General features: G+C 45.8%; 16 protein-coding genes. 5 read left to right on the top strand and 11 right to left on the bottom strand.

Features of this window, described 5'->3' with window-relative positions; genetic code table 11:
- Position 1: 1 nt before the first annotated feature.
- The 3 genes from ACLWBD_RS04340 to ACLWBD_RS04330 form a co-directional block, all read right to left on the bottom strand.
- Entirely contained in the window at positions 2-775 is a 774-nt protein-coding gene (locus ACLWBD_RS04340; protein ID WP_413569679.1) for an ABC transporter permease, read from the bottom strand.
- Positions 772-1,713: an ABC transporter ATP-binding protein gene (locus ACLWBD_RS04335; RefSeq protein ID WP_413569677.1), complete on the bottom strand. Its 942-nt coding sequence runs from the start codon at positions 1,711-1,713 to the stop codon at positions 772-774. Before ACLWBD_RS04335 ends, ACLWBD_RS04340 begins: the two co-directional genes overlap by 4 nt.
- A 174-nt stretch (positions 1,714-1,887) precedes the next feature.
- Positions 1,888-3,150 (bottom strand): DUF814 domain-containing protein, encoded by a 1,263-nt coding sequence (locus tag ACLWBD_RS04330; RefSeq protein WP_413569675.1) that lies wholly within the window; start codon positions 3,148-3,150, stop codon positions 1,888-1,890.
- Positions 3,151-3,231: 81 nt separating this feature from the next.
- Between ACLWBD_RS04330 and ACLWBD_RS04325 the strand changes: the two genes are divergently transcribed.
- Complete coding sequence (locus ACLWBD_RS04325) at positions 3,232-3,501, top strand: DUF936 domain-containing protein (protein WP_253696888.1); 270 nt, start codon at positions 3,232-3,234, stop codon at positions 3,499-3,501.
- Here the strand turns inward: ACLWBD_RS04325 and ACLWBD_RS04320 are convergent.
- From ACLWBD_RS04320 to ACLWBD_RS04300, 5 genes are all read right to left on the bottom strand, one after another.
- On the bottom strand, positions 3,498-4,376 hold the full coding sequence (locus ACLWBD_RS04320; RefSeq protein ID WP_413569673.1) for an RsmB/NOP family class I SAM-dependent RNA methyltransferase: 879 nt from the start codon (positions 4,374-4,376) through the stop codon (positions 3,498-3,500). The two genes, ACLWBD_RS04325 and ACLWBD_RS04320, sit on opposite strands and share 4 nt — an antisense overlap.
- 56 nt (positions 4,377-4,432) lie before the next feature.
- Positions 4,433-5,863 carry a sensor histidine kinase gene (locus ACLWBD_RS04315; protein WP_063208807.1) on the bottom strand — a complete coding sequence of 477 codons (1,431 nt, stop codon included), beginning with the start codon at positions 5,861-5,863 and terminating at the stop codon, positions 4,433-4,435.
- Positions 5,860-6,561, bottom strand: a complete 702-nt coding sequence (locus ACLWBD_RS04310) for a response regulator transcription factor (RefSeq protein ID WP_253696886.1) — start codon at positions 6,559-6,561, stop codon at positions 5,860-5,862. Before ACLWBD_RS04310 ends, ACLWBD_RS04315 begins: the two co-directional genes overlap by 4 nt.
- Complete coding sequence (gene phoU, locus ACLWBD_RS04305; RefSeq protein WP_253696884.1) at positions 6,554-7,237, bottom strand: phosphate signaling complex protein PhoU; 684 nt, start codon at positions 7,235-7,237, stop codon at positions 6,554-6,556. Before phoU ends, ACLWBD_RS04310 begins: the two co-directional genes overlap by 8 nt.
- A gap of 156 nt (positions 7,238-7,393) precedes the next feature.
- Positions 7,394-8,449 (bottom strand): hypothetical protein, encoded by a 1,056-nt coding sequence (locus ACLWBD_RS04300; protein ID WP_413569671.1) that lies wholly within the window; start codon positions 8,447-8,449, stop codon positions 7,394-7,396.
- Positions 8,450-8,502: 53 nt separating this feature from the next.
- On the opposite strand from ACLWBD_RS04300, the gene ACLWBD_RS04295 reads away from it, so the two are divergent.
- Positions 8,503-9,423 carry a hypothetical protein gene (locus ACLWBD_RS04295; RefSeq protein WP_063209575.1) on the top strand — a complete coding sequence of 307 codons (921 nt, stop codon included), beginning with the start codon at positions 8,503-8,505 and terminating at the stop codon, positions 9,421-9,423.
- On the opposite strand, the gene sixA is transcribed toward ACLWBD_RS04295, so the two are convergent.
- The gene (gene sixA / locus ACLWBD_RS04290; protein ID WP_063208803.1) at positions 9,420-9,926 is read right to left on the bottom strand and encodes a phosphohistidine phosphatase SixA; all 507 of its coding nucleotides are present in this window, start codon (positions 9,924-9,926) and stop codon (positions 9,420-9,422) included. The genes ACLWBD_RS04295 and sixA overlap by 4 nt on opposite strands.
- A gap of 1 nt (position 9,927) precedes the next feature.
- The gene (gene ppk1 / locus ACLWBD_RS04285) at positions 9,928-12,093 is read right to left on the bottom strand and encodes a polyphosphate kinase 1 (protein ID WP_413569669.1); all 2,166 of its coding nucleotides are present in this window, start codon (positions 12,091-12,093) and stop codon (positions 9,928-9,930) included.
- Between the two features lie 77 nt (positions 12,094-12,170).
- Between ppk1 and thiL the strand changes: the two genes are divergently transcribed.
- Entirely contained in the window at positions 12,171-13,121 is a 951-nt protein-coding gene (gene thiL, locus ACLWBD_RS04280) for a thiamine-phosphate kinase (RefSeq protein WP_413569667.1), read from the top strand.
- A gap of 80 nt (positions 13,122-13,201) precedes the next feature.
- Complete coding sequence (locus tag ACLWBD_RS04275) at positions 13,202-13,741, top strand: PilZ domain-containing protein (RefSeq protein ID WP_063208800.1); 540 nt, start codon at positions 13,202-13,204, stop codon at positions 13,739-13,741.
- On the opposite strand, the gene ACLWBD_RS04270 is transcribed toward ACLWBD_RS04275, so the two are convergent.
- Positions 13,738-14,640: a LysR family transcriptional regulator gene (locus tag ACLWBD_RS04270; RefSeq protein ID WP_413569665.1), complete on the bottom strand. Its 903-nt coding sequence runs from the start codon at positions 14,638-14,640 to the stop codon at positions 13,738-13,740. The genes ACLWBD_RS04275 and ACLWBD_RS04270 overlap by 4 nt on opposite strands.
- A 99-nt stretch (positions 14,641-14,739) precedes the next feature.
- On the opposite strand from ACLWBD_RS04270, the gene ACLWBD_RS04265 reads away from it, so the two are divergent.
- Positions 14,740-15,339, top strand: coding sequence for a YceI family protein (locus ACLWBD_RS04265; protein ID WP_063208798.1), 600 nt, complete (start codon positions 14,740-14,742; stop codon positions 15,337-15,339).
- Positions 15,340-15,353: the final 14 nt, after the last annotated feature.

The raw sequence follows: 15,353 nt of genomic DNA, 5'->3' as shown, positions 1-15,353 counted from the left end.
TTTATCTCCAACGTGATGATTCAACAACGCGCTCTGCAAGGAAGCAGAACAAAACGATGATGCTTAAGAAAAACACCAAACCATTGGTGCGAACTGTGCCTTCTACCAAGCTTGAGAGATGGCTGCTTAACGAAACGTGTTCGAAAACTTTACGAGCGGTTTCGCCATCCACCACTTCAGCGCCAATTCCGATAAACCAAATCGACACATTGAAAATAACGGAAGTGACATAAGCCACAATGCTATTCTCAGTTAAAGAGGACGAAAACAAATCCATCGCAGCGTAAACGCCACCCACCAAGAAAATTCCAAAGAAAGCAATAACCAATGGCATCCAGTTAATGCTCGCCAATGTCGATGTCGCCAATGGATAAAGGACAGCCAGGAACACTATACCCAATACCGCTCCTAGTGCGGCGAAATATTTACCCAGAACGATTTGCAAAGAAGTCACAGGGGACGTCAAAAGCAAATCGAAAGTGCGAAGTTTCTTTTCTTCGGCAAAAAGCTTCATCGTCAGTGCCGGCACTACGAAAATCAAAAGTAAATTCAGATAAGAAAGCTGTCTTAAGAAAACACCGTAATGGATGTTCAATTGATTTGTCGGAACACCCTGTTGCATTACGTAGTTTGTTAAAAGCTGCGCGAACAAATTCAGCTGAATCGGATAAACCCAGCTAAAGATCACGCTGACAAGAAAACAGATCACCCAGAAAGTAGGATTGGCGTAAAAGCCTTTGAGTTCTTTTTTAAGGATTGTCAAAGTTCCATTCATACTTCACTTCCTTGCTCTTTACCGTAAGTCAATTTCAAGAAGACATCTTCCAAGTCCACTTTGGAAGGGCTGAGCTCTAGCAAGCCGTAACCTTTCGTGACTAAGCGAGAAGAAATTGCTTCAACCACGTCTTCTCCGCCTTTCACGTCAATATTCCATTCCCTTTGAGAGGTTCCGGAATTGCATGCGACCACTTGCTGGATATCGCCAATCACGGCTCTCATATCTTCAACATCTTTACGCAAGCGGATGTGCAAACGGCTTTGGCCTTTATCCATCGTCGCCAAGTTATGAATGCTGTCTTCCGCAACGATTTGGCCTTTATTGATAATGATGACTTTTTCGCATGTCGCTTCCACTTCAGGAAGAATGTGTGTCGAAAGAATGATTGTGTGCTGTCCTTTAAGGGCTTTGATCAGATCACGAATTTCCGCCACCTGTTTGGGATCAAGTCCGACAGTAGGCTCATCCAGAATAAGAACTTCAGGGTCGGAGACGATGGCTTGAGCAATACCGACACGTTGTTTGAAACCTTTTGAAAGATGCTGAATCAAACGCTTCTGCACTTCTTTCAAATTTGTTTTTTCAATCGCCATATCAACAGCTTTTTCAATCTTGTCTTTGGGAACCTGTTTAAGGGCCGCAACGTAACGCAAATAATCCCGCACATACATATCGCCATAGACCGGCGGCGTTTCAGGCAAGTAGCCAATGCGCTTTTTTACTTCCAAGGGATTTTCGAAAACATCGAAACCCGCGACCGAGGCCGTCCCGTGACTCGGAGCCATGAATCCGGTGATGATTTTCATCGTCGTGGATTTCCCCGCTCCGTTCGGTCCTAAGAAACCAACAACATCCCCTTTTGAAATGGAAAAGTTGAGCTTATTGATGGCACGTCTTGGTCCGTAATCTTTCGTGAGATCTCTGACTTCAATCATGGTGAATCTCCTCTGCTGCAAAAATAAAACTTAGAGTTCCGTCAGGAAAGTTTTATCAAGGCGCAAGGAGGAAGCTGTACACCGTACAACGACGACGCGGCAACGCAGAGAAAACTTTCCTGACGGGACTCTAACAGAAAATTTTAGACTCACTCTGGTGTCAGTCAAGACCCCTTAAGCATGACGCAAGGTAAAACTCAGAGTTCTCTCTGAATGATAGGTAACGCGACCTAATTTATCTCCCTTGATGGGACGGACGAAGCGACATTCCACGATAACGACAGCGACTTTTTGCCCCACCAACAAGGACTTAGCCGACAAAGACTCTTTCGCGACCCATTCGGCGACTTCTTGAATGTCGTTTTCTGAAATCATTTGATCGCGCTGACGGTGAATGATGGCATGAGCCCCGGGATAATCGCGCAAATGCAGCCAATAATCCCAAGCCTTCGCCTGGCGAAGCAGCGCTAGATTGTCCGCAGCCGACTTCCCACAATAAGCTAAAGCACCATTGTCCAAATGAAGTTTTCGACCTCGAGCCTCTGCTTTGTGCATAAGATCGACCAAAGCAGGCTTTTTTTCTTTTTCCTGGTATCGAGACTTTTCAAGTTTTGCAATTTCAATGACCAATTCGTCGTACCGCTCTTTGGCTCCGTCCTTTTTTCCGGCCAACTGCTTCGCTTTTGCAAAGCAATGTTCAATATTCCAACTCAAAGATTCTTTGTCATTGATACAAGGCTTAAGATGCTCAGGCACTAACAGCGTCCCGTGAGTTTTTAGATAAAGTCCCGCCTCGTACCAAAGATCTTCTTTATCGCTTTCAATTTGCTTTTGAATTTCTGAAAGGGCCTTACGCTTCTTGATCAGGTCCTTTTCTTTTTGTTTCTCCCATTGGGAGACAGGATCCAATGAAGATTTTTTCTGCGTCCCCTGCTCCTGCAACCACTCTTCATGAATAGCTTCAATCGTGCGTGGTGACGGAGGGTTTTCAACAACCGGTGGAGGTGTCAACTCCAAAGGCCTTTCCCAAGCAATCTGCTTTCCCTGGGCTTTCACGATCAGGTTGCACTGCTTCGGAATCATGCGAATTTCCAATTCACAATCAGTAGAAGAATTCCTAAGTTCAAGCTTCACCACGCGACCAAATTCCTCTTGAACACTCATGCTGGTCAGATAAAGATTCTTTGCGTGGGAGTTCAGGAAAAGCCCGACAGGCTTCGCCTTGGGCCCTTTTTTAAAGGGGCATTCCTCTTCAAAAAGCAATAGCATCGGCGCATTGGGAACAAGGTCCAGGATCATCCAAAAATGCACGTCTTTACGAAAACCCAAAGCCAGACCTCGGTCATTAACTAGGATATCCTGCAACTGGGCACCGTCTAAAATTGGTGCGAAGTAGTGAACAAATTGCTGCAATTCTTGCTGAGTCAGGGCTTTCATCAGCCCATTGAAACATCCTTTGGACCAAATTTCTACGGGTGATGCTCAGGTTCGTAAGCGGAAATCCGATAGTTGATTTGTATGAACACAGATTTGTTATTAAAAATGATCGAAACGCAGCTTCAAGAAACCAAGAATATGCGTGAAAAGACGCCCGACTTTATCAACAAGATCGTGCATCTTTACACCCTCCAACTGATGAAACAAGGGAACATTCCTTTGGACTTCATGGAAGATGTTCTTGCTGACGTGGAAGCTGAAACCATCGAAATTTATCGCAAGAAAACTTATGGCTACCTGACTTTAGAGGACTATCGTCGCCACAAGTTTCGTCAAAAAAACGACAACTAAGTTTTTTCTATGATTGAAAAATAAAGCGGGCCAAAACCGCATTGATCCGGCAAGTAGACAACGCCAAATTCAGTGCGCTCCCCGCCGACTCCCAAAGACGCCTCAACCAATCTTACGGCGTCTTTTTTCTTTTTAAGAAGCTTCCTAATCACCTCGTCATTTTCTGCCGGACTGATAGAGCAGGTCGAATAGACGATACGTCCGCCCGACTTCACCGCCAAGAGCGCTGCCGCCAATAAAGAATACTGGCGCGAAGCCAAATGTTCTGTTCGTCGAGGACTCCACTCATCTTGCGCCGCTTTGTTTTCCAAGATGTGGCGTTCGCCAGAACAAGGTGCATCCAGCAAGATACGGTCGAAGCTTTCAGGCTCTTTGAGACCAAATTGCACACCGTCTTTACCCGTCACCCATACGCGGTCTCGCACATGGCGTGGGACGTATTGTTGAATGACTTTCTTAAGACGCTCACGACGCTCTGGTGAAAGATCATTGCAAAAGATTTCGCCCTCTTCCTTCAAGGATTCAATAAGCACTAAACTTTTACCGCCAGGGGCCGCACACATATCCAAAACACGATCGCCTGATTGCACATCCAAGGCTCGCGCCACCATAACGCTGGCGGGGTCCATAATGTAAATATCTAAAAGCTCGTCGGCATTGCGCTCGGGCTGCACATGTTGACCAGATGGAATCCAATAGCAGCCAGGGAGCTCAGGCTTTTCGGCAAAGGAACTCCATTTTTTCGTACTAAGGTCATCTACTAGGCTTAAATTATTTTTTCGAGCGACTTGCTGTTCGCCCTTCACCAAGGCTTCATAAAGCGCTGGCCAACGTTCCCCGTAGATTTTCTTAAAGTGATCGAAAAAAGACTGCATCGACGCATTATAAAGCGCGTCGATGCTGAAGGCAAGACACCAGAGCCAGACAAATACTAAGTTTTAAGAGGGAAAGTACAGATAAACTCGCAACCCTTGTCGCGCCCACTTTTCACAGACACCGTCCCACCATGGCTTTGCATAATGTGCTTCACAATAGCTAAGCCCAGGCCCGTTCCACCAGCGTCGCGAGTCCGCCCTTTATCCACGCGATAGAAGCGCTCAAATAAACGATCCAAGTGTTCTTCGGGAATGCCCTGACCATCATCTATCACTCTTAAAATGACGGCGTCTTTCCCTGCTGCTTCCCAACGAATTTGCACAGTTTTACCAGAGGGAATGAATTTAATCGCGTTGGACACAAGATTTCTTAGAACTTGCTCTACCTTGTGAGCATCTGCCATGAATGGTGGAACTTCACCAATCACGCGAATCGCTATATTCTTTTCAGCGGCGAGCACTGCCATTTCGGCAAGAATATGCTCAGAAACCTGAAGTGGATGAATCATTTCTAATTTCAGCTCGGCGTGAGATTCCAAGGTGCTCAAGCTTAAAAGGTCGTTCACCAAGTCCATCAAACGATCGATATTTCGAGAAACAATATCCAAGAATTTTCCAGCTTGCTGAATCTGTCCGGTCTTTACATCCTCTTTCAAAGTGTCGACATATCCTTTGATGGATGTCAGCGGAGTGCGCAGCTCATGAGACGCATTGCCTACGAAATCAATGCGGATCTGCTCCACCTTTTTTAACTCGGTGATGTCATGGAAAATACCCACGACGCCATAAATATTTTTTGTTTTTTCATTACGAATCGGATTCACAGAGACCGCAAAGTAACGTGGCTGATTATCTACCAGGGTCGGAAGTTTCACGGTAAAGCGCTGCACTTTTCCTTCTTGAATCGTCTTACTAAAACCTTCCAAAACATCCGAAGAACGAATGGCGTCTTTCAACCGCAGAACTGTCGAATTCACCAAGTTCGGAGAAATAAATTGCGCCGCAAACTGAGAATTAAAATAAAGAATTTTTTCATCCAGACTGACACTGACCAAACCTTCGGCCACCGCGCTCATAAAAGCTTGAGACTCCTCTTGCGCCTGAAGGTACTGGGCTTTGCGCTTTTTCATCTTACGGTGAATGTGATTAAGAGCTACATCCAACTCCGAGATGTCGTCGACCTCGTCATCCAAAAGGTCGTCTTCTTGCGGGTCCACCAAACTTCCGTAGGTGCGCTTACTTGAAATGCGAAGGGCTTTCAAGATCATGCGATGAATAGGGCGCGCGAACCGATAAGACGTTAAGGCCGCAACGATAAGACTGAAAAGAAAGAAGTTCAGCAGGGCTTCGTTGTAAACAAAGGGACGAACGCGATAGCGAACATCAATGATTGAGATGATGGCGATAAACAGAATGTTGAAAGCCACCAATTGAGTAAAAAAGAATTTCCAATATACGCGCCAAGGGAATCTTACAAATCGCTTCATGCGATATCTACTTTAACCCTATATCCAACGCCTCGGATAGTCTCAATGCGGTCTCCCCATTCTCCTAACTTCTTGCGTAATCCAAAGACGTGGGTATCAATAGTGCGTCCAACGACATTGATGCCTTCGCCCTGGATATTTTCAATCAGTTGCTCGCGGGTCAAAACAACACCTTGGTTTTGCACCAAAGTCCCCAAAAGCTTGAATTCAGAGGGAGTTAAATGAAGAGCTTCCCCGTTATAGGAAATCTCGTAAGTTTTAAAATTAATACGCAAACCAGAAAGCACCACATCGTTCTGGTCCGCTGGAGGAGAAGCCGTCACTTGAGTGCGACGAAGAAGAGCTTTGATGCGAGCTAAGAAAACCGAAGGATTAAATGGCTTGGTCAAATAATCATCGGCCCCTTTTTCAAGACCGGACACGATGTCATTAGGTTCAGCTTTTGCCGTCACCATCAAAACCGAGGCCTGCGGATTTTTAGCTTTAATTTTTTCGACGATTTCAACACCGCTCAGACCCGGCAGCATCCAATCAAGAACATAGACATGAAAACTTTGGCGATTCATTTCGTTCAGTGCTTCTTCAGCCGAAGAGCATTCGGTCACGCGATAGCCTTGTCTTAAAAGATGCAAGGCCATGAGCTCGCGGATTTCTTGCTCATCTTCCACCACTAGCACTTGAATCGAATTGTCAGCCAAACTTGCCCCCGTGTCGCACATCTTTACCTGTAAACGCAAAAATCACGTCTTCGGCGATATTTGTAGCATGATCACCTAAACGCTCTAGATTTCTTGCGATTAAAATCAAATCCAAACCCGCCTCGATATCTTCCGAGTGCGATTTCATGTGGGCCATGCAGTCTTTGAAAACTTTATTCTTCAAGTGGTCGACTTCATCGTCCATCATCAGAATTTTTTTAGCCTGCTCCACATCTCCGCGAACAAAACAGTCCAAGGAGCCCTTCACCATTCTTCCCGCAATCTCAGACATCTTTTGGATGTCACCCAGTTGCGCCGGAATGGGTCTGCGACCTAGATAGTCTTTTCCAGTGTGAGAAATGTTCACGGCCTGGTCACCCATACGTTCAAGGTCGTTATTAATTTTAATAACCGAAAGGATCAAACGAAGATCCTTTGCAACCGGCCCTTGCTTCGCCAAAAGCTGCATGCACGCATTATCGACTTTGATATGATCTTCATTGATCAACTTCTCAATTGCGTGAACACTTTCAAACAATGAAAGGTCTTTCGACAATAAGGCCGCTGTCGCTTGCGCTAGGGATTTTTCGACGTGACCACCCATAAGAAGAATCATCTTTTTTAGGTCTTCAATGAGAGTATCAATCGCTCTTTCCATGGCATTCCATTCCAGCACTTGGCTTTGGTTATAATTATTTACGAAAGAAAAGCACCGCTTAACACGGCATCTCTAGGGATTCTAACAGAATCCTAACACAGTTAAGAAGTCATTTCATAATCCTCGACGCCTCTGTAACGCTCAAGCATGAGAGGCGGGATTTTAAAGACCCCTCTAAAACAGAACTTGCGCTGCCAACTCGACTTTAGAGCGATCTCTCACTCCCGGAGCATAGTTTTCAGCATATCGAGTGTAGTCGACCGCAAAAGCGGCCTTAATATCCTCGCTCACCTGATACCCTAATGACGCCAGAACCGTTTGCAGGTCCTTGCCGTCTTCATTGGCTAAAGCATCCAAATAATCATAACGTAGAAGAACTTCGGCTTTTGGCCCGGTGCTGATCACGGTGTAAAAACTCGCCGCACGTCCTTCTACCGACTGACCCAAGAAGTCTGTCACGTCCACCGCCTCGGCCATTTTTAAATCACTGATGGCGTCGGCAGGGTCTTTGGTCACCAAAAGTTCAAGACCGGCTACGAAACTGTCTTCCTTGTCATATTCAACCAAAGCCTGAATACGCTCTTTCACCGCAGCACTGCCTGAGTACTTGTCGTAACTTCCGCGAACATAATTGAAAGACACACTCAAAGGCGACCACAATGTGAAGCGTGCAAACAAAGCCGCTTCTTTCTGAGAACCTTCTTCTTTTTCGTTCGCACCTTCACCATTGGCCAAGGTGAACGCCCACTCTCCCAAATCTGCGGGAAGCTGGGACATGAACGAGATACCTAAATCAGAATAATTCAGATACTTCCATTTTTCGGTGATCGCCCAGGCATCGGTTCCCAAAAAACGGTAACCATACTGCTCATACTGGGCTTCTTGCCAAGTCTGAGGAATCAAACCCACGCGGAGAGCGTGCATACCAGAAAAAACACTGACTAAATCCAGATAAGCTTCACGAACACGAACCTCAAAACGCTCGTCAGAGTTAATCTGTTGCTCTGAACCCTCTAGCTTCAATACCAACAAATTATCGTCCTTCAAGGGAGCATCGAAGTTTAAAAACAAACTGGGAATATTAAACGCACTGTTGCCGCGCTCACCCGTCGGAAGATTCCAGACAGTGGCAGAAATATCCACCTCACCTGAGATTTCTAAGTCCGACAAAGCGTTTGCCTGCGAGGAGGCAAAAAGCAAAAATAAAAAGGCAAAACTGTATTTTTTCATGCCTCTTATGCTGCCAGTTTTATATACTATTGCCAAGGATGGAGAAGTTTATCGTGTCACGTCGTTTGTCTGCTATCGATATTGGTTCTAACGCAATTCGTATGATGATTGCCGATGTGTCTGAAAACTCTCCGACTTTGCATGTGGTAAAAAAGTTTCGTGCGGCTGTGCGCCTAGGCCATGACGTCTTCACCGAGGGTCTTATAACTCCGACAACGATTGAAAGTGCCCAAGCCGCCTTTCGCCAATATGCAGAGACCAATAAAAAAGAACACGTCGTACGCTGCCGGGCCGTCGCCACAAGTGCTTGTCGCGAAGCTAAAAACCGTCAGCACTTCGTGGACGAAATCTTCAAAAGTTCAGGAATTAAGATTGAAATCATTGATGGCACCGAAGAGGGCCGCCTGATTCACCAAGCCGTTCGCAACGAAATCGAATTAGACGGCAAAAAAAGCATGTTGATTGATATTGGCGGAGGCAGTGTTGAAGTCACCTTTTCGAAAGGCGACAAAATGATTGCAACAAAATCTTTCCCCATGGGAACCGTTCGCATCCTAGAGAACCTGACTAAAAGAAAGCTGGATGAAAGCCATCTTAATATCGTGCTCGGCGAGTTTTTGGCAGACTTAGGTGAACATATTTATAAGAACTGCGATCACGACCCGGTTGATTTTGCTATCGGCACCGGTGGAAATCTGGAGTGCTTGGGTAAACTCAAAGTCGATCTGCTCAAGAAAACACCGCACACCTTTTTAACCTTGCCCGAACTTTCAGAAATTATCGCCAAACTGCGAGCACTTAAAGTGAAAGAGCGCATCGAAAAATTAAAGCTTCGCCCGGACCGCGCCGATGTGATTGTACCCGCAGCGATGTTAGTGGAAACCATTATGCGCCAAGCAGAGACGCAAAAGATCTTAATTCCCAGCGTGGGACTTCGCGATGGTTTGATCTGGGATATGGCAAAATCCCGCTAATCGACTAAGAACTTCGGCGGAATTGAATACAGCAATTGTGCCCCACCCGCTTCGGCATGAGTAAAAGACTCAAGTTCCAAAGCGATGATTCCGCTTTTTTTAAGATCAATAAAGCTTTCAGTCTTCCCGGTTAACATATAACTAGCAAAAGAACTTAAATGAGGCTCATGGCCGACGATAGCGATGCGCTTGGCATGACGGACTTGGGTGCGCATCCATTTCAAAAAAGCCTGAGGCGGACTGTGCGGGACCAACTCGGGAGCTTCAACAACTTTAGTTTCGAAATAAATTTGTGAGATAATTTCGGCGGTTTGCCTTGCACGAGTCAGAGGACTGGAAACAATCAAATCCAATTCTTTCACGTGGTCTCGAAGTTCGACGCAAACTTTTTGCATCTTTTTTCGTCCTTTTAAAGTCAAAGGACGAAAATGATCTTCCAAGCCTTTTTTCTTAAATTCTTCGCGCTCTTCCGCAACTGCATGTCGAATGATGATAAGTTCCACGTTAATCGGCCCCTGAGTGACTATCCTCCACCAATGTAACGCGAGCTTTCGCCATTTGCATCAAAGTTTGGTGAATTCCGATATCCGTAGAGTTGCGGCGTGTATAAGTTCCGTCAGAATTCATGTGCCATGACTGACGCTGCTCTTTTACACAGAGATTTAAAATCTCCCAGCATTTCTCTTTCAAGTTTCGGTCTAAAATCGGCACGATGGCTTCCACACGAGCATGCAGATTGCGATACATCCAATCCGCCGAACCCAGATAAAACTCTCCATCCACAGGGTCTTTGGCGCCATTGCGGAAATAGAAAAGCCGAGAATGTTCTAAGAATCTGCCGATGATGGAACTGACACGGATGCGCTCGCTCATTCCGGGGACGCCGGGACGTAAACAACAAAAACCCCGAACAATCATATCGATATCGACACCTTTTTGCGAAGCCGCATAAAGAGCGACGGCAATATCATTTTCTTCAAAGTTATTAAACTTCGCGATGATCTGAGCAGGCTTTCCCTGTTTTGCATGTTCGGCTTCACGCTCAATCATCGCCTTAAAGCGTGTAAACATGTTCACCGGCGCAATTAACAAATTCTGATAATTGCTTTTTAAGGATCTTCCCGTCAGATAGTGAAAGAACTCAACGATGTCGCCCGTGATCTCTTCACGTGCCGTCAGAAGTCCCAAGTCCGTATAAAAGCGAGAAGTAGCAACGTTATAGTTCCCCGTCCCGATATGCGCATAACACTTAAGGCCTTCTTGTTCCTGTCGGACCACGAGCGCGGTCTTCGCGTGTGTTTTCAAACCCACGACACCGTACACAACGTGAACACCGGCATTTTCAAGCTCGGTTGCCCAATAGATATTTCTTTCTTCATCGAAGCGGGCTTTCAACTCCACCAAGCAGACGACTTGCTTTCCTTGCTCGGCTGCACGAATCAACGCTTTGATGAATGGACTGTTGTCACCTGTGCGGTACAAAGTCATTTTGATCGCCAAAACCTTCGGGTCTTCTGAAGCAACACGAATAAAATTTTCTACGGAAGCTTTGAAACTTTCGTAAGGGTTGTGCACCAGCTGATCCGACATTTTGATGGCGTTAAAAATCCCCGCCCCGTCATCAGCAAAGGCCGGAGATACAACCGGAGTGTAGGGCTCAAACTTCAACTTAGGAAGATTTAAATCCGCGATAATACCCAAATCCGTAAAGTCGAGCATACTGGGAAGTTCATAAATATCATCTTCCGTCAGCTCCAACTCTTCCATTAAAAACTTCAGCATCCATGGATCCGGTTTTGGTCCATGCTCTAAACGCACGACCTCCGCAAACCGACGCTGACGAAGTTCTTCTTCAATCGCTTCCAATAAATCTTCCGCATCTTCTTGATCCTGGTCCGAGTCCGCATTCCGGGTCAGACGAAACGGCATGATGTCTAAGACTTGCATTGAGGGAAATAGATCCGCCAGATTCTCTTTAATAACTTCCAACAAGCTGACAAAGCGATAGACCGAAGATTCCGGATCTACCCGGATCCATTGTGGCAACACCTTAGGAATTTTCACACGCGCAAAAAGTTTATCTTCGTTGTGCGGATGCTTGAGCGTGACACCCAATGAAATAGAAAGATTTGAGATGAATGGGAATGGATGTCCTGGATCTACCGATAAAGGCGTCAGCACTGGGAACACATTTTTGTGATAGTACTTTTTAACCTGTTCTTTTTCTTTATCAGAAAGCTCATTCCATGAAAGAAGAAAAATTTCTTCTTTTTCCAAAGCAGGTTTCAGACTCTTACTGAAACAATGGGCTTGATCCTGCAGCATGGGGTTTACAAAAGAACGAATCTCCTGCAACTGATGCAGCGGCGTTTTACCATCCGCTGATTTCGGTGAAATACCATACGCCACGTGACGCTTTAATCCACCCACGCGCTTCATAAAAAATTCATCTAAATTTGAACCAGAAATACTTAAGAATCGCACACGCTCTAAAAGCGGGTTGCGCACGTCTTCAGCTTCAGCCAAGACACGTCGATTGAAATTAAGCCATCCGATTTCACGACTGGAAAAAAGACTTTCAGATGACAGAGGATGTTCAACAACCTTCGGCTTACGCGTGGACTGTTTTTTAGATGTTCTTTTCGGCGAAGCCACTTTTGGCGTGTTCAAAGAATCCTCCTTGACTCTTGCTTCGTATATTTCACAATAAAGCCAATTTTTTGGCAATGTCTTCCCAGGAAAACGGCATGCGCAATACACCTAAAGAATGGTCTCTCATAGATAAGATTCGACAGAGGGTCCAGCGTCTAAATGAACACACTGTCGTCCCTCTAGGCGACGATGCGTTTGTTTTCAAAAATTTTCCGGGCTATTCAGTGATCTGTCAGGACATGATGGTCGAAAACGTGCACTTTCGACTCGACTACTGCTCTGCGGAAGACTTAGGTCACAAAGCTTTGGCCGTGAATTTAAGCGATATTGCCGCGATGGGAGCTCGACCTCACTTCGCGCAAATCTCGCTAGCCCTGCCAAAAAATATAACGGAATCTTGGCTTGACGCATTTTACAAAAGCATGAGCGATTTAGCTGATAAGTTTGAATGCGAAATTGTCGGCGGCGATCTCGCTTTTTCAGATGACAAATTGGTGATTGATGTCAGCGTCCACGGCTCTTGCGAAAAACCACTGACACGGAAAGGGGCTTGCGTGGGTGATCTTCTTTTAAGCAGTGGCCCCTTGGGACTTTCGCATACCGGTTTGCTGGCTCTGCAAAAAAATCTGGAGGGTTGTGCAACCGCAAAGACAAAACACCGGCGCCCAACCCCTCGACTGGATTTAGTCGCAGACATGATTCAGCGCCGATTTGAAATTCACGCTGTGATGGATTGCAGTGATGGTTTAGTGAACGACGCCCTTCGTCTGCTTCCTGAAAATTCCGGCATCACATTCTTCAAAGAGAGTCTGCCTCTACATGAAGAGACTTTAGAGCTCGCCAAAAAGCTGAACATCCCCGCCACCGACTTCGCTCTTTGGGGCGGTGAAGACTACGAACTTTTGATCGCTATTCCCGCCGACTGCTACGGGCACTTTTCTAAATGGCATATGGTCGGTCAATTTACGTCTGAAAAAGGTGTGTTTTTAAGTGACAAAAACTCGAAAGAAGAAATTCTAGAGTTTAAAGGCTGGAAACACTTTTAATTGAGCGTCTCAGAGTGAGAATCGCCGGGAAAGTCGGAAAGCTTCTTCAGACGTCGGGCTCTTTTTCCGAAAAGTTCAGTATGACGAGTCTTGCACGCTATCATGGCCGATCCCCGCGATACATCCTCGATACTGAGGACGAAAGTCTTATTCGCGTCGCGGGTCCCAAGCAGGTTCCTTGGGAAGAAGGCACTGAAATTAAAAATGTTTCTTTAACGGGTTTGGCGTTCACCGCTCCCGACGATCTTTGCCCGCTGTTAGGTGAGGTCGTGAAGATTCAGTTTGTTCCACCAGGCGCAAAACAAATGGCTTGTTATGGCATCGTCACTCGCTTAGAAAACATTTCGGAATCTCGCACGCTTGTAGGAGTTCACTTCTACAAACTCGAGATGTCACAAAGAATTGTTTTAGCCCAAGGCTTGGCTCGCAAATTCAAAGAAAACCAAGAGCGCAGCGAAATCGATGGTCTTTTAAATCGCACGCGTCCCAAAGTCAGTTTAGCCAACTTGCCCCAACTGGTGATGATGGGGCTTTTAGCGACTTTGTGGTGCGGGGCCATTTGGAGTTTGCTGCGTTTTGAATATGCAGGTCTTTACAAAAAACTTCTGGGTCTTTTCTAAGACTGCGACGCCAAAGTTTCCTTCAATCTTTTTGCAATAAACTCGGTGAATTTCTTGATCTTCAGGGGCACTTCTTTTTGATCCGGTGTCACGATATTGATCGGCACTTCAGGTCCGCGCAAATTCTTATGCACGTGAACCAGCCTTCCCGATCGCAAATGATCTACACACAGAAACTCTGGAACAAAAGCCAGTCCCTTCCCTAAAAGAGCAAACTCCACCAGAGCTCCCGGATTGTTCGCACGAAATACATAATTCGGCTTGATGTCGAGCTTCTTCGAATCAGACGCGCGTACGACCTCAATGCCTTTGCCCGACATTCCAACAAAGGGCAGATGGCTTAGTTGCGAAACCTCTTCCCAACTGCGATAGCGCTCTAAAAATCCCGGAGTGGCGACAAAAATATTTTTGACCGACCCCACTTTACGAGCCCTTAAAGAACTGTCCTTCAAAGTGCCGACACGAATCGCCACGTCGACAGATTCCTTTACCAGATCGATATACGCCTGGCTTAATTGCAGCTCGAAGAAGACAAGAGGATAGATTTTTGAAAACTCGTCTAAGAGCGGTGGCAAGTTCTTTACACCCATATCGTCGGGAGCCGTAACCTTGATCAAACCTGACACCTCAGCTGTCGCCTCGCTAACTTCGTTTGACAGATTTTCCAAGCCTTCAATCAGGCCCTGTGCCCGCTCGTAAAACTGACGGCCGGTTTCAGTCAGTTGAAATTGCCGCGTCGTTCGATAGATCAACTGCACACCCAAGTCCTTTTCCAACGCCGCAAGCTTTCGGCTGATGCGTGATTTAGGCTGATGCATTAACTGCGCGGTTTTAGTGAAGCTTCCGGTCTTCACCAGTCTCACAAAGGTACGTATTTGATTGAGGTCTAATTGTTCCATATACGCAACAGTCTATCGCAATACTGTCACCTTACGCAATAATCAAAATCACACGATACTAAGCAGGTCGTTAAGACTTTAAAACAAGGAGAACTACAAATGAAAAAGCTAGTATTAAGTGCGTTGATGACAGTGATCAGTGCTTCCGCGTTCGCAAAGAGCATCCCAGCAGGAACTTATACAATTGATACAGCCCACTCGAAAGTCGGCTTTGAGATCCCCCACCTGGTGATTGCAACCGTCGAAGGCCGCTTTACAGGTTTTGATGGCGCGATTGTGATTGATCCGAAGCTTGAAAAATCAAAAGCAAATTTGAACGTCGATGTTGCGACCATTAATACAGACAACAAAGACCGCGATGACCATCTAAAAAGCCCCGACTTCTTTGACGTCGCTAAAAATCCTAAAATGACGTTTGTTACAAAGAAGGTCATTGGTACAGCTGACAAGTTGAAACTTGTGGGCGACCTGACTTTGAAAGGTAAAACTAAAGAAGTGACTTTGGATGTGAAGTATTTGGGTGATGTGAATGATCCGTTTGGAAATCACAAAGTGGCTTTTTCAGCAAGCGGTCTTATTAATCGCAAGGACTTCGGTTTAACTTGGAGTAAAGCCGTCGAAGCAGGCCCTGTTGTCGGCGACGAAGTGACTTTGATCATCAAAATTGAAGCCAATAAACCTGTTGAGAAAAAAGGCTAAGAGCTTTTTGATAT

Origin of the sequence: Bdellovibrio sp. HCB117, assembly GCF_047305915.1 — a bacterium.
Lineage (GTDB): Bacteria > Bdellovibrionota > Bdellovibrionia > Bdellovibrionales > Bdellovibrionaceae > Bdellovibrio > Bdellovibrio bacteriovorus_B.
The sequence above is the reverse complement of the archived record's forward strand: the minus strand, read 5'-3'. Positions and strand labels throughout refer to the sequence as shown.